General features: G+C 29.8%; 19 protein-coding genes. 13 read left to right on the top strand and 6 right to left on the bottom strand.

Annotation, left to right across the window (positions count from 1 at the left end; all coding sequences use genetic code 11):
• Positions 1–73: 73 nt before the first annotated feature.
• Complete coding sequence (locus RSC72_RS08230; RefSeq protein WP_332545364.1) at positions 74–862, bottom strand: hypothetical protein; 789 nt, start codon at positions 860–862, stop codon at positions 74–76.
• Positions 863–969: 107 nt separating this feature from the next.
• Here RSC72_RS08230 and RSC72_RS08225 point away from each other — a divergent pair, with 107 nt between their 5' ends.
• Positions 970–1,440 (top strand): DUF1810 domain-containing protein, encoded by a 471-nt coding sequence (locus RSC72_RS08225; RefSeq protein WP_332545366.1) that lies wholly within the window; start codon positions 970–972, stop codon positions 1,438–1,440.
• 46 nt (positions 1,441–1,486) lie between these two features.
• On the opposite strand, the gene RSC72_RS08220 is transcribed toward RSC72_RS08225, so the two are convergent.
• From RSC72_RS08220 to RSC72_RS08205, 4 genes are all read right to left on the bottom strand, one after another.
• Positions 1,487–2,770, bottom strand: coding sequence for a T9SS type A sorting domain-containing protein (locus RSC72_RS08220; RefSeq protein ID WP_332545367.1), 1,284 nt, complete (start codon positions 2,768–2,770; stop codon positions 1,487–1,489).
• A gap of 262 nt (positions 2,771–3,032) precedes the next feature.
• Positions 3,033–4,316 carry a T9SS type A sorting domain-containing protein gene (locus RSC72_RS08215; protein ID WP_332545369.1) on the bottom strand — a complete coding sequence of 428 codons (1,284 nt, stop codon included), beginning with the start codon at positions 4,314–4,316 and terminating at the stop codon, positions 3,033–3,035.
• A gap of 243 nt (positions 4,317–4,559) precedes the next feature.
• Positions 4,560–5,024, bottom strand: a complete 465-nt coding sequence (locus RSC72_RS08210) for a hypothetical protein (RefSeq protein WP_332545371.1) — start codon at positions 5,022–5,024, stop codon at positions 4,560–4,562.
• Positions 5,025–5,126: 102 nt separating this feature from the next.
• Positions 5,127–6,320, bottom strand: a complete 1,194-nt coding sequence (locus RSC72_RS08205) for an amidohydrolase (RefSeq protein WP_442878296.1) — start codon at positions 6,318–6,320, stop codon at positions 5,127–5,129.
• 339 nt (positions 6,321–6,659) lie between these two features.
• Between RSC72_RS08205 and RSC72_RS08200 the strand changes: the two genes are divergently transcribed.
• Positions 6,660–8,471: a chloride channel protein gene (locus RSC72_RS08200; RefSeq protein ID WP_332545375.1), complete on the top strand. Its 1,812-nt coding sequence runs from the start codon at positions 6,660–6,662 to the stop codon at positions 8,469–8,471.
• Position 8,472: 1 nt separating this feature from the next.
• Here the strand turns inward: RSC72_RS08200 and RSC72_RS08195 are convergent, their stop codons facing one another.
• The gene (locus RSC72_RS08195; RefSeq protein WP_332565939.1) at positions 8,473–10,116 is read right to left on the bottom strand and encodes a tetratricopeptide repeat protein; all 1,644 of its coding nucleotides are present in this window, start codon (positions 10,114–10,116) and stop codon (positions 8,473–8,475) included.
• A 447-nt stretch (positions 10,117–10,563) separates the two neighbouring features.
• Here RSC72_RS08195 and RSC72_RS08190 point away from each other — a divergent pair, with 447 nt between their 5' ends.
• From RSC72_RS08190 to rpoN, 11 genes are all read left to right on the top strand, one after another.
• Entirely contained in the window at positions 10,564–11,565 is a 1,002-nt protein-coding gene (locus RSC72_RS08190) for an LLM class flavin-dependent oxidoreductase (RefSeq protein ID WP_332545379.1), read from the top strand.
• A 162-nt stretch (positions 11,566–11,727) separates the two neighbouring features.
• Positions 11,728–12,699 carry a polyprenyl synthetase family protein gene (locus RSC72_RS08185; RefSeq protein ID WP_332545381.1) on the top strand — a complete coding sequence of 324 codons (972 nt, stop codon included), beginning with the start codon at positions 11,728–11,730 and terminating at the stop codon, positions 12,697–12,699.
• A 1-nt stretch (position 12,700) separates the two neighbouring features.
• Positions 12,701–13,693, top strand: coding sequence for a GSCFA domain-containing protein (locus RSC72_RS08180; RefSeq protein WP_332545383.1), 993 nt, complete (start codon positions 12,701–12,703; stop codon positions 13,691–13,693).
• Complete coding sequence (locus RSC72_RS08175) at positions 13,683–14,450, top strand: TatD family hydrolase (protein ID WP_332545384.1); 768 nt, start codon at positions 13,683–13,685, stop codon at positions 14,448–14,450. Before RSC72_RS08180 ends, RSC72_RS08175 begins: the two co-directional genes overlap by 11 nt.
• Positions 14,451–14,501: 51 nt before the next feature.
• Entirely contained in the window at positions 14,502–15,212 is a 711-nt protein-coding gene (pyrH, locus tag RSC72_RS08170) for a UMP kinase (RefSeq protein ID WP_332565936.1), read from the top strand.
• Positions 15,213–15,220: 8 nt separating this feature from the next.
• On the top strand, positions 15,221–15,775 hold the full coding sequence (gene frr / locus RSC72_RS08165) for a ribosome recycling factor (protein ID WP_332545388.1): 555 nt from the start codon (positions 15,221–15,223) through the stop codon (positions 15,773–15,775).
• A gap of 76 nt (positions 15,776–15,851) precedes the next feature.
• The gene (locus tag RSC72_RS08160; protein ID WP_332545390.1) at positions 15,852–18,263 is read left to right on the top strand and encodes a hypothetical protein; all 2,412 of its coding nucleotides are present in this window, start codon (positions 15,852–15,854) and stop codon (positions 18,261–18,263) included.
• Positions 18,264–18,413: 150 nt separating this feature from the next.
• Positions 18,414–19,460: a serine hydrolase domain-containing protein gene (locus tag RSC72_RS08155; RefSeq protein ID WP_332545391.1), complete on the top strand. Its 1,047-nt coding sequence runs from the start codon at positions 18,414–18,416 to the stop codon at positions 19,458–19,460.
• An 18-nt stretch (positions 19,461–19,478) separates the two neighbouring features.
• A complete protein-coding gene (locus RSC72_RS08150; RefSeq protein WP_332565935.1) occupies positions 19,479–19,853 on the top strand; it encodes a VOC family protein in 375 nt (124 codons plus the stop codon).
• A 161-nt stretch (positions 19,854–20,014) separates the two neighbouring features.
• Positions 20,015–21,463, top strand: coding sequence for an asparagine--tRNA ligase (asnS, locus tag RSC72_RS08145; protein WP_332547000.1), 1,449 nt, complete (start codon positions 20,015–20,017; stop codon positions 21,461–21,463).
• Positions 21,464–21,546: 83 nt separating this feature from the next.
• Positions 21,547–23,019: an RNA polymerase factor sigma-54 gene (gene rpoN / locus RSC72_RS08140; protein WP_332547001.1), complete on the top strand. Its 1,473-nt coding sequence runs from the start codon at positions 21,547–21,549 to the stop codon at positions 23,017–23,019.
• Positions 23,020–23,040 lie beyond the last annotated feature (21 nt).

Raw genomic sequence — 23,040 nt, 5'->3', positions numbered from 1 at the left:
TTCTTGACATAAAAATACCCCCAAATAGTGTCTAACTTTTTGGGGGCAGTCTATTTCGAAGAGGCTTTTTTGTTTAATCCTCGATTAATTGTTCTGCAAATTGATTATATTCTTGTTCTTTTTGAAGTTTTTTTAGTTTCCAAAACCAATAAATTGCTCCGATAGGCAAAGCAATTACAACATTCGAAAATATGGAATAATAACTAAATCCATATCCAAGAAATTGAAAGTTAAAAAACTGAAAATCAAAACCTTCTAAAGGAAAATATTTTATCGTTGGAAAATTCAGAATTATTAATACGATGTATTTTAGCCATTTACGTTTTAATTGACTTTTTCTAATCATATTAAAAACATAAATATTGAAAATAGGAATTAGTAAACCTACAAGTAAAATGATGTAAAACATTATCATAGATGGTAAAGGTTTGTTCGAGAATTCGGGTTCAACATTTAATATCTTTTTTGAATTATCATCATAAATGAATTTTACAAAACCAAATTTTTTATCATTTTCAAATAAATAATTTACATTTGTTGAATTGGGAATGGAATTGTTATTATTCGAAAAATGTTTTCTTGCTTCTAAAAAAGTAAATTTTACATCCTTTCCATATTGAGATATCATATCTGTATGAAATTGATATAGACCCTCATTTAATGTGTTTTTATCCATTTGCTTTAAGCCTTCGTGTTCTAAAGCAAATAAATTAACACTTTCATTAATTTTACCATCCATAATATTATTCAAAAATTCAACAGAACTTTTCTTATATTCTATTGTATCATAATAAAATTGACATGAATTTGTAATTAAAAATAGGATAAGTAAGAGGAATACGTTTTTTAAATAGAATTTCATAATTAGTTTTAATTTAGAATGATAAAAATACTAAATTTTGGATTGTATATTTATAAGTTGGTTACTAAATTAAGATATATCTTTGCATACTTATTTTAGATACAAAAATGAAAATAGGAGATTTACTAAAAAAACAAAATCCAAACGATAAATTTAATTTAAAACGTTTTCATGATGCGCAAAGTTTTGTGTATGATGAGATTTTGATGGAAGTACATGCAGGTAAAAAACAATCTAATTGGATGGTTTTTATGTTTCCTCAAGTTTTAGGTTTAGGATCTAGTGATTCTTCAAAAGAGTTTGCTATTTCGTCAAAAGAAGAAGCCAGAGCTTTTGTGAAAGATGAGGAATTATGGCAAAATTATTTAGAAGTTTTGTCTGTATTATTAATGCGTCATAAGGGGACAATACCTCAATTAATTTTTGGTAAAAATGATGCAATGAAACTGAAATCAAGTTTAACCTTATTTTGTTTCATTATGCCAAAAGAGAAGATTATACGAGATGTTATAAAACATTTTTATGCCGATCAAATGGATAAAAAGACATTAGCATTAATCAAAGGATTTAGTAAATAAAAAACCACTCAATTGAGTGGTTTTTTTGTTTATTATATCGATGTAATTATTTTTTGATAATTTTCTTCGTTACATCTTTTCCATCGATTGTCGTTTTTAAGATATAAGTACCTTTTGGCAATGATGAAACATTGATTTGTTTTTGGTCTGAATTTAAAACTTTTTGTCCAGCCATATTGTATAAAATAGAAGTAGAAACTTGTCCTTTTGTTTCGATGTTAATTACATCTGTTGTAGGATTTGGGTAAACTTCAAATTTTGTTGTGTTAACTTCAGATGTTCCTAATTTTGGTAATGAAATCATGAATGAAACTGGTCCGTTATCAGTTCTTCCAAGACCAACAATTTTTGAACCATCTTTAGACATTCCTAATGGTAAAGCGAATGTAATTCCTAAATCATCATATCCAAGAGATTTTACATATTCGTTTAATTCAACACGTCCAGTTTTTTCTGTCCAAATAAATCCTTCACCCATTGCTGCAGGTCCTGGCCATGGTCTGTAAAATCCTACAATAAGACTACCGTCATTATTGATAGCTGTTGCTGCTCCATTAAAATAGAAACTTTGGTCTGGATGTTCTATTTTTTGCACACCAGTTTCTTTGCTGTAACGCATTGCGATATCTTCACCTGTTGCACCAATCATCCATTTTCCGTCACCAGAAACACCACCTAGTTCAAGAACTTCATAACCTTCTTGGTCTAAAACTTGATTTCTTACACCGTTTTCCCAATATACACCCCAACGATCAAAATCTGTATCATGCCAACCAACTACAATTTTACCATCATCACTAATTCCGTTTGCACGTGAATAATATTCACCATCAGTTTTTAAATCTGTGAATCCAGTTGTCTCGTTCCAAGTTACTCCATGAAAGCTACGATCATGAGTTTCAGCTAATCCTGAAATATGTTTTCCATCTGTACTCATTCCCCAAACAGAACTTATTTCTTGACTAGGTCCTCCAATTCCTCCTAAGTATTTCCAAGTATCAGATTCAATATTATATATAGACATTTGATTGACACCATCTTTTGGATTTGCAACCATCACGGCTATTTTTTTTCCGTCAGCTGTTACAATTGGGTGACCTCCGTTTGAAGTATCAGCAGCCAATTCTCCTAATAATTGGATTCCTTTTTCTTGTGTCCAGTAAAAATTATTGTCTTGTGTATTTAGAGTTACAACTTTTCCGTCATTAGATGCACTATAAGCTACTTGTCCATCTCCTATGACATAAACTTGTGCGCTTGCATAATTAGAACCAATAAGTAATGCCGTTAAAAATGTTAGGTTTTTAAGTTTTGAGTAAACTTTTTTCATAATATATATTTCTGTGTTAATTAATCTGAAGTTAAAATTATGCTTATTAGTTTTAGATATAGTTATTTTAAATAACAGCATGTTATTTTCTGAATTTTTAAAATGTAAAACTTTGTTATTGATGATTTTATTTAATTTTTTGTTTAAATGCTTTTAAGGAAATTCTTTGAATTAAATAAAGAACTTTTGATTGTTTGGGAATTAATAGAAACAAAAACGTCGAAAATTAATTTTCGACGTTATATAGATTATTAAGAATAAATTATTTTTTTATAATTTTTTTGGTGTTTTCATTTCCATCAATTATTGTTTTTAGGATATAAGTTCCTTTTGGTAATGAAGAGATGTTGATCTGTTTCTGATCTGAAGCTAGAACTTTTTGTCCAGCCATATTGTATAAAACAGAAGTTGATAATGTTCCTTTTGTTTCAATATTAATTATATCTGTTGCAGGATTTGGATAAATAGTGTAATTCGTTTTATTCACTTCAGAAGTACTTAATTTTGGTAAGGAAATTAAAAACGAAACTTCTTGTGTATCCGTTCTACCAATTCCTACAATTTGAGTTCCATCTTTAGAAATCGCATAAGGTAGAGCAAATATAATTCCTAAATCATCATAGCCTAAGCTTTTTACATATTCGTTAAGCTCTACGCGTCCAGTTTTTTCTGTCCATATAAATCCTTCTCCCATAAGAGGGTGACCTGGATAAGAACGATAGAATCCTACAATCATACTACCATCATTGTTGGTTGCAGTTGCAGCTCCTACAAAAAATGGATCAGCATTGGGATGTTTTATTGGTAAAACACCAGTTTCTTCGCTCCATCTCATTGCATATTCAGCAGAGGTTCCTAGTAACCATTTTCCATTTCCAGAAACAGATGCAATTTCGCCTACTTCATATCCGTCAGCGTCTTTAATTATATGCTGAACTCCGTCTTTCCAATAAGCACCCATTCTTGTTCCGTACGAATCATCTTGCCATCCAGCAATTATACGTCCATCTTCACTTGTGCTATTTGCTCTTGAAGCTCGTGTATTAACAGTAGATCCTAGGTCAATAATTTCGTCATTTATCCATTTTACAGCATGTCCCGCACCACCTTTGGTATTTGCTAAACCTACAATGGTAGAACCGTCTCCGTTCATTCCCCAAACAGAACTTGTTTCACTATCAGATACAATGCCAAATCCTCCTAGATATTTCCACTTTTTTGTTTCAAGATTATAAGTTGCAGTTTGGTTAATTCCTGTATCAGGATTCATAACATTTGTAGCAATTAGTTTTCCGTTTGCTGTTACAGTAGAAACGCCGCCATTATATGTTCCTGGAACAATACTACCTAGTTGTTGAATACCGTCTTTTTTGGTCCAATAATAATTGTCAGCATCAGTATACAATACAACGACATTTCCGTCATTTGACACACTAGTTGCATATTCTCCACTTCCAATAACATAAACTTGTGCATTTGTTTTTGTACTAATAAACATCATTGCTACAAGGCTTAAACCAAATAGTTTTAAGTAATTTTTTCTCATTCTGTATTTTGTGTTAATTGTTTGAATGATAAAGTTATAGTTAATTTTATTCGATTTTTAAATATTTTAGTTTACGGGTTATTGTTTCTGTTTTTAGAAAACGTAATTAATATATAGTCAATTATTTAGGTGTTTTTAAGGCTTTAATGATTTTAAAGTATATTCATTGTTTTAAGTTATAAGTTCTTCTAAGTATATTAAAAAAAATTAACATAAAAGGAGGTGTGTTTTATGAAGTAAAATTTATTTAGAAAAAATCTGATTATTTTTAAATTGAAATGGAATAGTCGTTTTTCCATCCGTTATTTCTGCCATTAAAAGATCTTTATCTTTCCAATATTTAATAACCTTAGGAAAATCATTGTATTTATTTTCTACAGAAAATTTATTTAATCCAAATTCAATCAAAATAAAATCTGTAGAAGTTGTTTCCTTTTCCATTTTTACTTTATAATACCATTTGTTGTTTTCTTTGATTAGAGTTATGTATTCTTGCCAAATTGTATCATTATTTTTTAGCGTAAAACTATGTCCGAGATATGTAGTAGGATTTTCTTTTTGCCAGTTCTCTAAAGTCATTTTTCCTTCTTTTTCATTAGTACGAGTCCAATTTCCGATTAAAAAGTCAAAATTTTGTTGATTAGTTTGATTGCTTTTACAAGCAGATAAAATAATAAAACTAAAAAGTAGATAAAAAATATTTTTCATTAGAAGTCTTTTGAAGTAATTTTTAAATCTAATAAAAAAAAAGCAGATAATTAAAAACCATTTAGTTAAATGATAACTAAATGGTTTTTAATTTATATTTATTTAATAAACTATATTTCCGTTACAAATTAATGATTTTACATCCGAAATTCTAGAGACTGCTTCTGCAGAGCAGCTTGCATCAACAAAAACTAAATTTGCTTGATCATTCACTTTTGGCCATTTTTGTACACCTTTATCATCTAAAGGTAAAATATTTCCCGTTGCTAATTTTAGTGCGCGAGATAATAAAAATTCTGTCGAATAACCGTATAACTGCGCCATTAAATTTGTTTTTTGTAAAACACTTCCTGTTCCAAATGTATTCCAATGATCTACAATACTATCATTACCCGTCAAAACTTCTACATTATATTTGTATAAAGTTGGAATTGGCATAATCAATCCACCAAAAGGAATAGTAGATACAATACCAATTTTTGCATTTGCTAATTTTTCGGCAATTTCTTCTTGCTTTTGTTTTTCTAATTTTCCTAAAACAAACGCATGACTAACATAAGTTTTACCTTTTAATGAAGGATTCTCATTCACTTTATCAATCAGATATTCAACAGTTTTCAGACCAGATTCTCCTGATTCGTGCAAGTGGATATCAATTCCTTTTTTATGGTCTAAAGCTAATTGAATTGTAAAATCCATAGTTTTTTCAATTTCTCCATCAATAGAAAAAGGATCAAGCCCTCCAATAAAATCAATGTCCATTTTAGCAGCTTCTTTCAAATATGGAACAGAATCGGTATAATAAACACCATGTTGTGGAAAAGCGACTAATTCTGTGTTGAAACCGTTTTTCTTATTGTCAATTGCTTTTTGAAGATTTTTTAAAGCATCTAATTTTACAGTTGGATCAATATTTACATGACTACGCGCAAAATATGTTCCTTTAGACTGTAAAAGTTCTATTAATTTTTCGGCTTTTTCGGTAGAATTCTTTAGTATTTCAGGTAAAGTTTGTTGCTCTAAAGCAATCATTCCTTTTACACCGCCTTTTCTTTTGCGAACTGCTTGCCATTTATCTCCATAAAAAGTTTTATCTAAATGAATGTGCATGTCTTTAAAGGCAGGTAACATTAAAAAATTTTTAGCATTTATTGCATTAGAATTTGGTTGATTTTCAGAAATTTTAGTAATTTTTCCGTTTTCTATTTCAATACAAAATAAAGCGGTTTTTGTTGCAATAACTTCTCCTTCTTCATATTCGAATCCAGTTTCTAATTTTACATTTTTTAACTTCATTTTTTTAAAAGAACTTATGTTTGTTGAATCAACTAGTGTTGATGCAGTTGCAATACTTGGGATTAATCCTAAACCCGCCATTGCTAAAGCAGAATTTTTGATGAAATCTTTTCGTGATATGTGATTTGAGTTATTCATGATTTGAATGTTTAAAGCAAAAATAAGCGCATTAAATCTAATAACATTGGATGTTTTATAACACTACTTGTAAAATTTATTAGTTTTTTAGTTGATTTATAAATAGAATAGACCAAAATCAGAAAAAAATTGAAGAATATATCTATAAAAAAAGTTAAGGTATAATTCTTGTACTGAAAAACTGTCTATTAATTTTGCATAATGCAACGATCAACGAAGTACAATTTTTTTCAAAATATAAAAAAGTTTTTTAATTTTTTCCAGAATCTGTTAAATCTATTAAAGTTAGTTTTATCGGAAAGACAATTTTTATATTTATCATGTATTTTAGTTGCAATTTCTTCTGCTTTGGCGGTTATCGTTTTAAAAACTTTTGCCCATAACGTTTTAGAGTTTACACTTCATGTTAGTAGCCTCTTGAAACTTCCTTATGTTACAAGTATTCTACCGATTATTGGTATTTTATTAACCGTATTTGTTGTTCAGAAATTTCTAGATGGGTCGATAGAAAAAGGAACAGCTCAAATTATGATTGCAGTTGCAAAAAAGTCAGGTATAATGCCCAAAAAGCAAATGTATGCTCAAATTATAACGAGTTCGTTAACCGTTGGTATGGGTGGATCGGCGGGTTTAGAATCGCCAATTACAATAACAGGAGCAGCATTTGGTTCTAATTATGCACAGTATTATCGTTTCAAATATAAAGACAGAACATTATTATTAGCTTGTGGAGTTGCTGCTGGTATTGCAACGGCTTTTAATGCACCAATTGCAGGAGTTTTATTTGCAATAGAGGTTATTTTGGCTGATATGAGCGTTACCGCTTTTATACCGCTTTTATTATCGTCAGCAACGGGAGCTTTAATCGCAAATCTTACGTTGAATAAGAGTATGTTACTTTCCTTTCGCTATGCGCTTGGTTTTGATTATCACAATACAATTTTTTATATATTATTAGGAATTTTAGCAGGATTTGTGTCAGTTTATCATGCCAGATTATTTCGGAAAATAGAACATAAAATCGGTAGTTATTCTAAAAATGTCTATTGGAGGGCAATTGTAGGATCTGGTATTCTAGCTATATTGATTTTCTTTTTTCCAACATTATTTGGGGAAGGTTTTGATGGTATAAAATATTTGGCAAATGATGAAGCAGGTTTTATTTTAAATAATTCATTATTAGAATCCTTTAAAACAAATCAATGGGTTATTTTAGGATTTGTAACCGTAACCATGTTAATTAAATCTATTGCAACTGGCTTAACATTGGGGAGTGGAGGAAATGGAGGTAATTTTGCACCATCACTTTTTGTAGGATCATATTTGGGATATGTGGTTGCAAAATTTATAAATTTAATAGGTTTTAGAGAAGTTCCAGTCGGTAATTTTACAGTAGTAGGAATGGCTGCATTATTAAGCGGATTATTTCATGCGCCGTTAACAGCAATTTTCTTAATTGCAGAAATTACAGGAGGTTATGGATTGATTATTCCATTAATGTTGGTTTCGTCAATCAGTTTTGCTATTGCAAAACGTTATGATAAATATTCGATGGATATTTATACAATAGCTGATAAAGGAATTGTTTTTACTTCAGATAAAGATCAAAATTTATTGAATAAAATTGATTTATTCGAAATCTATATTAAAAATATAAAAACCTTAAATCTAGATAATTCGATTACAGATATTAAAGATATTTTTTCTACGACAACACAAGATTTTATTCCAGTTCTTAATGAAGATCAAACCATAAATGGGGTAATTGAATTGGATTATGTTCGACCATTTATTTTTAAAGATTCGCCGACAGATAAAAATTATGCAGAATGTATTACGCAAGCTCCAACATTATCCGTTTTTGCAAATGCAACAAAAGTAATGAAGCTAATGGAGGAAAAGAAAATGGACTATGTTTTATTGACCAAAGAAAACAAATTTATGGGTTATGTGACCGAAAGTTTGTTGCTAGAACATTACCGCGATAATCTGAAAAAATTACGAATAGAGTAGGTTAGTCATCAACCGAATTTTCTTGAAATAAAGTATCATAATTATCATATTTCTTTTTCAAACGTTGTTTTGCTTTTTTTACAGCGTCTAGCGTAATTCCTAATAAATGAGCAATTTCTGTATTATTTAATCCAAGTTTCTGTAAAAAAATTATTCTTAAATTAGAATTCGTCAAGTTTGGAAAATTTATTGTCAAAAAGTTGTAATATTCTGCTTGTTCTTTTATAAACAATTCTTTGAAATTATTCCAATTTTCTTCGGTCATCAAATGTGAAGATAACAACTTATTTAATTCTCCTTTTTTAGTCTCAATATCATGACTATTAGAAGACTGTATTTTAGTTATTTCTTTATTTAAAGTATCAATCTGTTGATTTTTTTCGGATAAATATGTTTTGTAATCTTCTAACGTTTTTGTAGTATGGTTTAATTTATTTTCAGATTTTAATTTTTCTATCTGAAGTAATAAAACTTTGTTTTCATAGTCAGAATTTTTAATTTTCATTTTTCGTTTAAGCGCTAGAAAAACTAGGAAAATTGCTAAGATTAACAATGAAATAATAACTATTAAAGCATTTTTTAATAATTTACTTCTCTCTACTTTTTCTTGCTCTGCTTCAAATTTATAATCAAAATTCTTTTTTTGAATGTCCCAATTTATTTTATCGATGATTGCTTTTCCATCTGTTTTTTCTAAATGAGATTCAATATCACTTAATTTTCTTCTTAATTTTAATTCTTCTTGTGTATCATTTTCTTTTAATGCTATTTCCAATAGAGTAGAGTTGATTTCTAATTCGAAACTCTTCAAGTAATCTTTTGTCGAAGCATATTCTTCAGCTAATTTGATTGTTTTTTTAGCTTCCGTAATATTATTTTGATTCAAATAGATTTTCCCCAAACGTATATTTGCAAACATAACATTTCTTTCATCATTTTCTTTTTCAGAAATATCAATATCAGTTTTTAGATAAGCAATAGCTTTTTCGAAATCTTTATTGTGACAATAGATTAACGCTAAATCACCCAGTATTTTTGCATATCTTATTTGATCGTGATTTTTTTGGGCAGAAATTTTTGCTAATTCATAATAATGTTTTGCGTTGTTGTAATTTTTACTTTCGTAATACAAAGCACCTAAAGCATTCAGAATATTTCCATATTCTTTGTCATAATTATTCGTGTAATCTAATGCAAGTTTTAAGTAATCTTTACTTTTTTCTACGTTACCTACATTTCCAAAAAAAAATGCATTCAATTTATAAACATTACTTTTCTGAATAATTTCAGAGTGATCTGTTGTGTCAAGTACTCGTGAAGCATACATAAAGTGTGGAAAAGCTTTCTGATATTCGCTATAATTATAATAGTAGAAACCAAATTTTGTGTGAAGCCAAATTTGTAAACCAGGATTTCCTAATTCTTTAACTATTTTATTAGCTTTTGCATATAATTGATTACTTTTTGAATTTACTTTATCAAATTGTTTAGAATATATATCAGCCAAATAAATATAATAAATTACATCAAGGTTTTTTCTAAGATAAGAATTTGAAGTGCTATTTAATTTCTCAAAATTGTTTTTTAATAGAACAGAATCATTTACTTCTTTATTTTGGTTGATAACATATTCTAACATTATCATGTCCTCTTTTGTGTTTTTTGAACTAAAAGAAGTAACGAAGATGAATGTTAGAATTGAAATTAAAAAGTAAATATAAGTTTTGAGCATATATTTTTTTTGTAAATATAGAGCAATTTTAACGATTATTTTAAAATTTTCATTTAGAAATTATCAGTTGAAGTGAAGTTGTATTTATTTGATATATAAATTGTTATTTAATGTCCACCCCAATGTCCACCCCTGTAATTTGATTTTTTTTAGAAGTTGTAATAGTTTTGACTAAGTAAAATAAAAGATTACTAATACAACTATTAACTATTACAACTATTACACTCTCGTAGCTACTTAAACCTATTTGTAAGTTAGATTACACAATTTAATTCTCTAAAGGAATACCTTCTTTAGAGAATTTTTTGTATTAAAAATTAACGAATTATTCTTCGTAATTTAGTAGAATAATAGGAAGAAATGGAGAGACTAAAAAAAACAAACTATTCAGTTTTAGATTTAGCTTATGTGAGAGATGGAGAAACTATAAACGAAACATTCAAAAATACATTAGATTCAGCACGATTTGTTGATGAGTTAGGTTTTTCTCGCTATTGGTTATCAGAACATCATAATATGCAAAATGTTGCTAGTGCTGCAACATCGTTATTAATAGGATATGTAGCAGGAGGAACTTCACGAATAAAAGTTGGATCGGGAGGTATAATGTTACCTAACCATACAGCTTTATCTATTGCCGAACAATTTGGAACTTTGGATGCTTTATATCCAAATCGTATAGATTTAGGTTTGGGACGTGCGCCAGGAACCGATCAATTAACAGCTTCTATACTTCGTCGTGGAAATAATTTTATGAATTATAATTTTGAGGAAGAAATAGAAAGTTTACAAACTTTTTTCAGTGAAGAGAATAAAGACAGTAAAGTACGTGCTTTTCCAGGAGAAGGAGCAAACGTGCCAATTTATATTTTAGGATCCAGTACAGATTCTGCTTTTTTAGCTGCAAAATTAGGATTGCCGTATGCATTTGCGGGACATTTTGCACCACAACAATTTCATCAAGCAGTAGAGATTTACCGTTCACAATTTCAGCCATCCAAATATTTGGATAAACCATATACAATTGCGTGTGTCAATATTATTGCGGCAGATACAGACGAGCAGGCGCATTATTTATCAATGTCAATGTATCAAGGTTTTTTAAATATTATTACAGATAAACGTCAACCAATTGTAGCACCCGAGAATACAAATTTAGAATTGGTTTCGCCAGAACAAAAATATATGCTGAAAGGTATGACAGCTTTATCGTTTATTGGCTGTAAAAATACATTGACGCAAAGTTTTCAAGAATTTATTTTTGAATCGAAGGTAAATGAAATCATGGCTTCATCAAATATTTTTGATCAAAAAGCAAAACGAAGAAATTACAAAATCATTAGCGAAATTTTTGGAAACTAATAGATTAATGCATTAAAATACAAAAACGTTTAGAGAATTATTTTTTAAACGTTTTTTTGTAATCAAAATATTTGTCTCTTTTGGCAAGATTCAATCGTTTAAATTTTTTGATTAAACCTAAAAACTTATCTTTGTCACTACTAAAAAAAATCATATAAAATTATGTACTCATTTGATAAATTTCACGAATTAGTTGCACAAACCATCGATGAAAATCCATTTTCTAAATCGCCAAACGAATTATACGAACCGATGGATTATATTTTAAATATCGGAGGTAAACGTATTCGTCCAATTATCGTTTTATTAGGTACAGATTTATTTGACGGTGATATTCATAAAGCTCTGAAACCATCATTAGCAATAGAATTTTTTCATAATTTCTCTTTAATGCATGATGATATTATGGATAATGCTTCTTTACGAAGAAGTAAACCAACAGTTCACGAAAAATTTGGAATAAATACAGCAATTCTTTCTGGTGATGCGATGTTGATAAAAGCATATCAATTTTTAGAAGATTTAGAGCCAGAATTATTTAAGAAAACAACGCAATTGTTTTCTAAAACAGCGTTAGAAGTTTGTGAAGGACAACAATATGATGTGAATTACGAAACGAAAGTAAATGTTTCGTATGAAGATTATATCAAAATGATTTCTTTAAAAACAGGTGTTTTATTAGGAACTGCGTTAAAATTAGGCGCTTTAGTTGGTGAAGCTTCTGAAGAAGATTCGGATGCGTTATACCAATATGGTTTGAATCTTGGAATTGCTTATCAATTAAAAGATGATTATTTAGATGTTTTCGGAAGTTTAGAGCATTTAGGTAAAAAACATGCAGGAGATATTTTTGAGAACAAAAAAACGATACTTTATATTTCTGCATTAGAAGCTGCAAACGAAGAAGAAAAAGAAGAATTGTTATATTGGTATAGCTCTAATACAGATAATGTTGATAAAATATATGCAGTAGAAAATCTATTTAGAAAACTAAATGTGAACCGCAAATTATCAATGTTAATTAGAGAATATACAAATAAAGCACACAGTTTCTTAGATCAGATTGATGTTCCAGAAGAACGTAAAAGTCATTTAAGAGAATTGAGTGAATTTTTAATTGATCGTCAAGGATAAAATGAATTTCAGGACAGAATTAACAATCAATCAAAGCGATTTTTTGATCAATCATGATCAAAAAATTGTCAGTTTTGGCTCATGTTTTGCCGAAGAAATGGCAGCTCGTTTGCTTGATTTAAAATTTAATGTTCTTGCAAATCCATTTGGAATTTTATTTCATCCATTAGCAATAGAAAATGCTTTGCAGCGTATACAAGCCAAAACTTTATATGTTGAAGAGGAAATTTCTAATTTAGATGAACTATTTTTTAGTTGGGATCATCATTCAAGTTTTAATTCAACTTCTGCAGAAAAAACAGTACAAAATGTGAATAATGCTTTGATAAAAGCACATGATTTTCTTACAAATGCAGATGTTATTTTTATTACGCTAGGCACATCTTGGGTGTATAAAATAAAGGAATTAAATTTGGTTGTCGCGAATTGTCATAAAGTGCCAGCAAAGCATTTTGACAAGGTTTTGTTAACGGAACAACAAATAAAAACTTCGTTGCACAATTCATTGGACATGATTACAGAAATGGCACCAAATGCAACTATTATTGTAACAGTAAGTCCTGTTCGTCATTTAAAAGACGGAATGATAGAAAATAATGTAAGCAAAGCAAAATTGTTGAGTGCTTTGTACGAAGTGACAATGAATTTTGATCAAGTAAATTATTTTCCCTCGTATGAATTGATAATGGACGATTTACGTGATTATCGTTTTTATGCGGACGATTTATTACATCCTAATAAGCAAGCGGTAAATTATATTTGGGAAAAGTTTGCTTCGGCATATTTTACACCAGAAACACAACAAATAAATAAACAAATCGAAAAAATTACAACGGCAATCAATCATCGTCCATTTAACGAAGAATCGATTTCTCATCAAAAATTTATTTCGAATTGTATAAAACAAATGCAAGATTTAACTGATACTAATTCAAATTTAGATTATCAGAAAGAAATCGAACATTTCAAATCAAAATTAAACCATGTTAATTGATACACACACGCATTTATATTCAGAGCAATTTGAAAATGATATAGATGAGGTAATTGCAAGAGCGATAAATAATGGTGTTAAACGTTTTTACTTACCAGCAATAGACAAAAGTTATACTGACAAAATGTTGGCTTTAGAAGCGAATTATCCAAATGAAATGTTTGCGATGATGGGGCTTCATCCATGTTCGGTAAATCCTGATACAATTACAGAAGAATTAAATCATGTAAAAGAATGGATAGATAAACGTCCATTTAAAGCGATTGGCGAGATAGGAATTGATTTGTATTGGGAAAAAGAACATTTACAGACTCAACAAGATGCTTTCAAAACGCAAATAGAGTGGGCAAAAGAAAAAAATCTTCCGATTGTGATTCACTGTCGTGATGCTTTTAATGAAGTTTTTGATGTTTTAGAAGAAGTAAAAGATGAGAAACTTTTCGGAATTTTTCACTGTTTTTCAGGAACAAAAGAAGACGCACAACGTGCGATAGATTATAATCTGAAATTAGGAATTGGTGGAGTTGTAACGTTTAAAAATGGTAAAATAGATCAATTTTTACAAGATTTTGATATCAAACATATCGTTTTAGAAACAGATTCGCCATATTTAGCTCCAGTTCCATTTAGAGGAAAACGAAACGAAAGTAGTTATTTAACATACGTTTGCGATAAGTTGGTAGATGTTTATCATCTTTCAGCAAAAGAAATTGAAACAATTACAACAAAAAATGCATTAGACATTTTTGAACGTTAGGATAAATCAGAATAGAAAAATTATATTTGCAAAAGAAAACCTTTGGATAAAATGAAATACAAAAGAATATTACTAAAATTGAGCGGAGAGGCATTAATGGGAGATTTACAATATGGTATTGATCCAAGTATGCTGAAACAATATGCACAACAGATAAAAGAAGTAGCAGAATTAGGTTGCGAAGTAGCAATTGTAATTGGTGGTGGTAATATTTTTAGAGGTGTTCAGGGTGTTGCTTCTGGTATGGATCGCGTACAAGGTGATTATATGGGAATGTTAGCAACTGTAATCAACAGTATGGCTTTACAAGGAGCCTTAGAAGATGCAGGTGTTAATACACGTTTACAAACGGCAATTCGTATGGAGCAAATCGCAGAACCATTTATCAAAAGAAGAGCAACTCGTCATTTAGAAAAAGGTAGAGTAGTAATTTTTGGTGCAGGTACAGGGAATCCTTATTTTACAACAGATACAGCGGCAGTTTTAAGAGCAATTGAAACACAAGCAGATGTTATTTTAAAAGGAACTCGTGTAGATGGTATTTATACTGCTGACCCAGAAAAAGACTCTACAGCAGAAAAATTCGAAACAATTTCTTACCAAGAAGTGTACGATAAAAACTTAAAAGTAATGGATATGACAGCTTTTACTTTGAGTGAAGAAAATAATTTACCTATTATTGTATTTGATATGAATACAGAAGGTAATTTGAAAAAATTAATTTTAGGAGATAACGTAGGTACTCTAGTAACAAATAAATAAATCCCGAAATGGAAGAATTAGATTTTATCTTAGATACAGCTAAGGAACAAATGCAAGGAACTGTAGATCACTTACAAGTAGCATTTGATAAATTGAGAGCAGGTAAAGCATCTCCAGCAATGTTAAGTTCAGTTCGTGTAGATTATTACGGAAGTTTAACACCGTTAAGTCAAATTGCAAATGTAAATACACCAGATGCAATGACGATAAGTGTACAGCCATGGGAAAAAAATTTAATCTACGAAATTGAGAAAGCAATTATCAATTCTAATTTAGGTTTTGCACCTTCTAATAACGGCGATACCATCATTATTAGTATTCCTCCTGTTACAGAAGAACGCCGTAAAGAGTTAGTAAAAATGGCAAAAGCAGAGATGGAGCATGCGAAAATTTCGCTTCGTAACGCACGTCAAGATGCTAACAAAGCTCTAAAAGTTGTAAAAGAAGCATCAGAAGATATGGTGAAAGACTACGAAACACGTGTTCAAGGTTTAACAGATAAATTTACTAAAAAATTAGAAGAAGCTTTAACTAAAAAAGAAGGAGAAATAATGAAAGTATAATCTTTCTCAAAAAATATATTTTTTAAGGCAGCGTTTCGCTGCTTTTTTTATTTATTTGCATAATTAATTTCTAAAAATGAAAAAGTATCTATTCTTTTTAAACTTCTGTATTTCACTTGCCATTTTCGCTCAAATTAAAGTAAGAGTATATGATGCGCAAGACGAATTTCGTTTAACAGGAGCTAATATTTATGACGATACAAAACAATTTCTTGGTCAAACAGATGAAGTAGGAGAGTTAGACATTAGCGATTCTATTCATTCTATAGATATTGTAAAAAATGGCTATTTTTCTGAAACGATACAAACCGACGGTAAAAAGTTGATTGAAATTATGATGAAACCTTCTTACATTAGTTTAGATGAGGTTACATTCACGTCTAATGATTCGGTTGGTCGAAATATTATCATCAAAGCCATAAAAAATCAATCTAAAAATTCCATCAGAAATGGAGGAAATATTTTCCTAAAATCATATACCAAATTTTGGAGTACAGTAAATAATGATTCAATTCCCTATATCATTCAACCCAAAAATCATAAAGATTCGGTTTCTAATCAATGGAAAAAATTGATAGAAAACAGTCACTTGTTTTTTGGAGAACGAGCAATGGATCATAAAATTTCAAAAAGATTGGGAATGAAAAATATTGTACAATCTTCACGAATTTCTGGAATTCGCTCACCTTTGTACGAATATCTAGCGATGCAACCAATTGCGTTTAATTATGATCAAGATAAAATTAATTTTTTCTTTAAAGGAATTGTAAATCCTGTTAGTAGAGAAGGATTATCGCATTATCGATATGGTTTTAAAGAAGATATTTTTGTTGACGGTCGTCAAATAGCTGTTGTCAGTTTTTTTCCATCTATAAAAACAGATAAAAGACAAATAAAAGGAATACTTTGGATTGATGATAAAACGAATGCTTTAATAAAATTTGAAGCAGAAAATACAAATGCAAATTATGTTGCAGAGTTAGAAGCAGACTGGAAATTGAATAACGGAACATGGATTCCGAATCAACAAAAATATCGTATGGAAGCTGGTAATTTTAAATTTACTGAAAAATTAGCAGGTGATGATTTTATTGATAAAAAAGAAAAAATTTGGATCAATTTAGAAACAACTTTCAAGGATATTCAAAATCCAGCACATTTCAAAAGAAAAGAATTTATTGGATACGAAGACGAAATTGCTTACAATAATCTGAATGAGAATAAATGGGACAATGTAATGCAAAATTACAGAGATTCTACTTTGTCTAGCAAAGAAAGACACACCTATCAAGCGATTGATAGTCTTGGACAAAAATATAAACTAGATCAACAGATGAAATTGATGCGAATCATAAATTCTGGAGGAAAATTATCCTTAGGAAAAGTTGATTTAGATTTGACTAAGATAGTTGCTTTTAATGATTATGAGGGTTTTAGATTAGGAGCTGCTTTTAATACCAACGAAAACTGGAGCGACAAATATTCTCTAAATGCATATTCGGCATATGGTTTTAAAGACGAAACGTTCAAATTTGGTTTTGGAGGAGATTATTTTGTCAACAAACCATATTCTGGACGCTTGTTTGCCAAATATTCACAAGATGTTTCGGCATCAGGTAAAACACCAATTATTTTACAATCCAATTATACACGTCTAATAAATGGAGCTTTTAGTAATATTTATAACCAAGAATATTTTTCATACAAAAAATATTCAGCAGGTTACGAGCAAGATATTTTCAAGAATGTAACATTTAATATATCAGCAAACTACGAAAAACAAGCCGCTGAGTTTGATTATACATATTTGTTTAGAAATGGTTGGCATGATTTGTATAACACTCAAATTGCTCTACGTTTTGCACCAAAAGATAAGTTTATCAGAACACCTTACGGAAAAGTAACCGTGAATAGTGGAAAATCTGTGCTTTATGCAACTCTGACGAAATATTGGGATATTTTTAATTCAGATTATAGTCCTACTCGTATCAATGTTTCATACTTTGATATTTTTGATACACGTATTGGTAAAACAAATTTCAATATTAATGGAGGTTGGGTTGAAGGAAAAATGCCTTTGATGAATTTATTTGAAGGACAAGGAAATGCGAAACGAAACGATTTTGCAAACTTTGGAGTAGGAGGTGTAACAAATTTTGAAACCATGCGTCCAGGAGAATTTTATTCAGATCGCTTTATTTCATTTCAAGTAAAACATATTTTTGCAGGAGTTAAAATTGGTGAAAAAATCATCTTTCCACAATTTGTATACCGTGGAGTTTTAGGAGATTTGAAAAACAAAGAAGATCATCAAAATTTAAACTTCAAAACATTAAATAACTATTACCACGAAACAGGAGTAGAAGTCAATAATATTTTGTTCAAATCATTTGGTATAGGAGCCTTTTATCGTTTAGGAGCTTATTCTGAAGAAAAATTTCAAGATAATTTCTATCTAAAATTAACAGTGAATTTGAATTTCTTGTAGAATGAAGATTTTGTCATTTCAGAATCTCATGTAACGCTTGGTTTTAAATATAATGATTTGATTATTAAGTTTTAAATTATGAATCTTGAAAATAGTTAATAAACTAAATATTAATTTTATTTTTATGTAAAAGTATCAAACTGAAAATCTATGAAATATTTAATTCCAGCTTTATTTTTTGCATTATTTGGATGTAAAAGCGTCGAGCAAATAAATAAACAAAATGTAGAAAATGCGATTACAAAAAATGCTCTTCAATTATTAGAAGACAAAAGATTTCATTCAGTTTCTATTGCGGTATTAAAAAATGGAGAATCTACTATAAAACATTTTGGAGAATTAACAATTGGTAAAAGTAACAAACCAAATGATTCTACACTTTACGAATTAGCTTCTGTCACGAAGACTTTTACGGGTTATATAGCAGCTAAAGCTGTTCTTGATAAAAAAATAAATTTAGAGGACGATATCAGAATCTATCTCGACGAATCATATCCCAATTTTGAGTTTCAAGGTGAACCTATAAGAATAAAACATCTTATCACTCACACAAGTGGATTTCCTAATTTTCCTCCGAAAAGTGAAAATAAAGAGTCTTTTTTTGAAGGATTAAAATTAATTAAAATAGAAACGAAACCAGGAGAAAAATATTTCTATTCTAACACAGCTCCTGAGTTGACTGCATATATATTAGAAAAAGTATATCAAAAACCTTACGAGGAATTGGTAACAGAATTTATTTTGAAGCCAAATAACATGAACCAAACTAAGTTTTCACTTAATAAAAATGATAAAACAATATTGGTAAAAGGTTATAATGACAAAAACGAATTAATGCCCAATTTTGATAGAACTTTATGGGGCGGAATTGCAGGATTACACTCTACGACGACAGATTTAGTAAAGTATATGAAATTACATCTTGACAAGTCAAATCCTATTGTTAATGAATCTCATAAAAAAATATTTAAAGAAGGTTCTGACTTTTGGGAAGCTTATCATTGGTACATCATAGAAGATGATAATAAATTAATTTATAGACATCACGGAGGTATTTACGGAATGCAGAATTGGTTTGTAATTTATCCTAAACAAAATATCGGAATATCTATATTGACAAATACAAGCTTTAACGAAACAGGAGAAATCTTGGAAAAAGTGGTCGATAATTTGTATCTTGACATTAACGTAAACTAACCTCAAAAACCGTATAAAATGAAATTAAATGCCGGAATTATTACAGAGAAATTGACAGAAACTAAGAAATTTTATACCGAGATTCTAGATTTTGGAGTGACTTTCGAAAATGAATTCTATCTATTATTACATACGCCAGATAAAAGTAGCGAGTTAAGTTTTTTACTTCCTAATCATATAAGTCAACAACCACTTTTTCAACCAAATTTTGACGGAAAAGGAGTATATTTTACTATCGAAGTAGAAAATGTAGATGAAATTTATACAAAATTGAAATCAAAAAATGTACAAATTGAAATAGAGTTACGTGATGAACCTTGGGGAGATAGACATTTTGCAATTCAGGACCCAAATGGTGTGGGAATTGATATTGTAACATATTCACCACAATAATAATTTCACTTCACAAAATAAACTAAAATCAAAAATCCTTTACATTTTCATTGAAATTGTAAAGGATTTTTAGGTTGGTGTAAATTTATTGGCAAAAATTGTGCCTATAATTTTTATAACTTCAAATATTAACTAAATTTGTAAGAATAAATTAATAAAATATGCAATCGTACGGAATTAAGGCCTTACTAGATAAAGGCAAAGATTTGTTATTACAAGAAGTAGTTGTAAATGGATGGGTAAGATCATTCAGAAGTAATCGTTTCATCGCGTTAAACGACGGTTCTACAATTAATAATATTCAGGTAGTAGTAGATTTCGAAAATTTTGACGAGTCAATTATAAAACAAATTTCTACTGCAGCTTCATTGCAAATAAAAGGTGAAGTGGTAGAAAGTGAAGGAGCTGGACAAGAAATAGAGATTATTGCAAAAGAAATCAAAATTTTAGGAACGGCACCGTCAGAAGAATTGAAAGGAACAATTTTACAGCCAAAACAACACAGTTTAGAAATTTTACGTGAGCAAGCTCATTTACGTTTCAGAACCAATATGTTTGGTGCAATTATGCGCGTTCGTAACTCGTTAATGTTCGGAATTCACAAATATTTCAACGAAAACGGATTTGTTTACATCAACACGCCTGTTATTACGGGATCTGATGCAGAAGGAGCTGGAGAAATGTTTCATGTTACAAATTTAGATTTAGAGAATTTACCTAAAAATGAAGAAGGAAAAGTAGATTATACACAAGATTTCTTTGGTAAATCGACAAATTTAACGGTTTCTGGACAATTAGAAGGAGAAACAGCAGCAATGGGATTAGGAAAAATTTATACTTTCGGACCTACTTTCCGTGCAGAAAACTCAAATACTTCTCGTCACTTAGCAGAGTTTTGGATGATAGAACCAGAAATTGCGTTCTTCAATTTAGATCAAAACATGGATTTAGCAGAAGATTTCATGAAATATGTGATTTCTTATGCAATAGAAAACTGTAAAGATGATTTGAACTTCTTAGCAGAACGTTTTGATAAAGAACAAAAACAAAAACCAGAAGCTGAGCGTTCAGAATTAGGATTAATAGAGCGTTTAGAATATGTATTAAACAATAAATTTATTCGTTTAAGTTATACTGAAGCAATTGATATTTTAAGAGATTCTAAACCAAATAAGAAAGGAAAATTCAAGTATCCAATCGAAGGTTGGGGAACAGATTTACAATCGGAACACGAACGTTATTTAGTTGAAAAACACTTCAAAACACCTGTTATTTTATTTGATTATCCAGCAGAAATCAAGGCATTTTATATGCGTATGAACGAAGACGGAAAAACGGTAAGAGCAATGGATGTTTTATTCCCAGGAATTGGAGAAATTATTGGAGGTTCTCAACGTGAAGAGCGTTTAGAAGTTTTAGACGAAAAAATGGAAAAATTCGGAATTGATAAAGAAGAATTATGGTGGTACCGCGACACAAGACGTTTCGGTTCTGTGCCACATTCTGGTTTCGGTTTAGGATTAGAGCGTTTAGTATTATTTGTAACAGGAATGGGAAATATACGAGATGTGATTCCTTTTCCAAGAACACCAAATAACGCAGAATTTTAATCAAAATATTTGTTCGGATTTACACTTAAATTTTGTATATTTAAGGTAAATCCGATTTTTTTATAAGCCACAAAAAGCATACTATGTTAAAGCAGGAACTAAATTTTAAATTACAGCAAAAACTATCACCACAACAAATCCAATTAATGAAGTTGGTTCAACTTCCTACGGTTGCTTTTGAACAACGTGTGAAAGAGGAGTTGGAAGAAAACCCTGCTTTGGATGATCAATCTTCTGAATATGATGATGAGTATAGTAATGATCAGGACGAATGGGATAATCAGAACGATGATTACGGTGATGAACAAGTTATAGATACTGGAGACATCAATATTGATGATTATTTGAGCGATGATGATGTTCCAAACTACAAAACATATACAAATAATTACAGCGACGATGACGAAGATAAATCTGTACCTTATGCACAAGGAGAGAGTTTTATCGAGTATTTGAGAGGACAATTAAATACCTACAGATTAACAGAGCAACAATTTCAGATTGCCGAATTTATACTTGGTAATATTGATGATGATGGTTATATGCGTCGCGAAGTAAAATCGTTGGTAGATGATTTAGCATTTTCTCAAAATATCTATACTTCGCCAGAAGAAGTAGAAAATTTGTTGGTAAATTACATTCAACACATGGATCCAGTTGGTGTTGGTGCTCGTAATTTACAAGAATGTTTATTGATTCAGTTAGAGAATAAAGTAGAAACTGAAACAGTAGAATTAGCAGAAAAATTGATCACAGAATCTTTTGATGCCTTTACAAAAAAGCATTATTCTAAAATCATGGCAAAGTATGATGTTAATGATGACGAATTACGTGCAGCCATTTCCGAAATAGAAAAATTAAATCCGAAACCAGGAAAATCTTTCTCAAGTAGTAGTAAAATTGTAGAACAAATTACACCCGATTTTACGATTAATATTAATGATGGAGAGTTAGAACTATTATTAAACGGAAGAAATGTACCCGAATTGAAAATTTCGAATGCATTTGCAGAAATGCTAGATACATACAAAAAAACGGAGAAAAAATCGAACGATCAAAAAGAAGCCGTAATGTTTGTAAAGCAGAAATTAGACTCTGCAAAATGGTTTATAGATGCTGTTCAGCAACGCCGTAATACACTGTTGTATACGATGGAAGCAATAATGAAATTTCAGAAAGAATATTTTTTAACTGGAGACGAAACCAAAATAAAACCAATGATTTTGAAGGATATTTCGGATCGTATTGGAATGGATATTTCGACAGTTTCTCGAGTTGCAAATTCTAAATATGTAACAACACCTTATGGTACATTTTTAATAAAAGATTTATTCTCAGAATCACTAACTAACGAAGATGGAGAGGAGGTTTCTACACGCGAAATAAAACGTATTTTACAAGATGTAATAGCAGACGAAGACAAACGAAAACCTTTGACAGACGAAAGATTAACAGAAATCTTAAAAGAAAAAGGCTATCCAATTGCGCGTCGTACAATTGCAAAATACCGAGAACAACTTAATATTCCGGTCGCAAGATTAAGAAAAGAAATCTAAGATATATTTAAACAAAAAAAG

The organism is Algoriella sp., from assembly GCF_036647415.1.
GTDB lineage: Bacteria > Bacteroidota > Bacteroidia > Flavobacteriales > Weeksellaceae > Empedobacter.
Note: the sequence above shows the minus strand (reverse complement) of the source record. Positions and strands in the feature narration are given on the sequence as shown.

What these genes read in the sequence shown, in the direction of transcription:
- RSC72_RS08230 (WP_332545364.1), bottom strand. Translation starts at nt 862, where the DNA reads ATGAAATTCTATTTAAAAAACGTATTCCTCTTACTTATCCTATTTTTA.
- RSC72_RS08225 (WP_332545366.1), top strand. Translation starts at nt 970, where the DNA reads ATGAAAATAGGAGATTTACTAAAAAAACAAAATCCAAACGATAAATTT.
- RSC72_RS08220 (WP_332545367.1), bottom strand. Translation starts at nt 2,770, where the DNA reads ATGAAAAAAGTTTACTCAAAACTTAAAAACCTAACATTTTTAACGGCA.
- RSC72_RS08215 (WP_332545369.1), bottom strand. Translation starts at nt 4,316, where the DNA reads ATGAGAAAAAATTACTTAAAACTATTTGGTTTAAGCCTTGTAGCAATG.
- RSC72_RS08210 (WP_332545371.1), bottom strand. Translation starts at nt 5,024, where the DNA reads ATGAAAAATATTTTTTATCTACTTTTTAGTTTTATTATTTTATCTGCT.
- RSC72_RS08205 (WP_442878296.1), bottom strand. Translation starts at nt 6,320, where the DNA reads ATGAAGTTAAAAAATGTAAAATTAGAAACTGGATTCGAATATGAAGAA.
- RSC72_RS08200 (WP_332545375.1), top strand. Translation starts at nt 6,660, where the DNA reads ATGCAACGATCAACGAAGTACAATTTTTTTCAAAATATAAAAAAGTTT.
- RSC72_RS08195 (WP_332565939.1), bottom strand. Translation starts at nt 10,116, where the DNA reads ATGATAATGTTAGAATATGTTATCAACCAAAATAAAGAAGTAAATGAT.
- RSC72_RS08190 (WP_332545379.1), top strand. Translation starts at nt 10,564, where the DNA reads ATGGAGAGACTAAAAAAAACAAACTATTCAGTTTTAGATTTAGCTTAT.
- RSC72_RS08185 (WP_332545381.1), top strand. Translation starts at nt 11,728, where the DNA reads ATGTACTCATTTGATAAATTTCACGAATTAGTTGCACAAACCATCGAT.
- RSC72_RS08180 (WP_332545383.1), top strand. Translation starts at nt 12,701, where the DNA reads ATGAATTTCAGGACAGAATTAACAATCAATCAAAGCGATTTTTTGATC.
- RSC72_RS08175 (WP_332545384.1), top strand. Translation starts at nt 13,683, where the DNA reads ATGTTAATTGATACACACACGCATTTATATTCAGAGCAATTTGAAAAT.
- pyrH (WP_332565936.1), top strand. Translation starts at nt 14,502, where the DNA reads ATGAAATACAAAAGAATATTACTAAAATTGAGCGGAGAGGCATTAATG.
- frr (WP_332545388.1), top strand. Translation starts at nt 15,221, where the DNA reads ATGGAAGAATTAGATTTTATCTTAGATACAGCTAAGGAACAAATGCAA.
- RSC72_RS08160 (WP_332545390.1), top strand. Translation starts at nt 15,852, where the DNA reads ATGAAAAAGTATCTATTCTTTTTAAACTTCTGTATTTCACTTGCCATT.
- RSC72_RS08155 (WP_332545391.1), top strand. Translation starts at nt 18,414, where the DNA reads ATGAAATATTTAATTCCAGCTTTATTTTTTGCATTATTTGGATGTAAA.
- RSC72_RS08150 (WP_332565935.1), top strand. Translation starts at nt 19,479, where the DNA reads ATGAAATTAAATGCCGGAATTATTACAGAGAAATTGACAGAAACTAAG.
- asnS (WP_332547000.1), top strand. Translation starts at nt 20,015, where the DNA reads ATGCAATCGTACGGAATTAAGGCCTTACTAGATAAAGGCAAAGATTTG.
- rpoN (WP_332547001.1), top strand. Translation starts at nt 21,547, where the DNA reads ATGTTAAAGCAGGAACTAAATTTTAAATTACAGCAAAAACTATCACCA.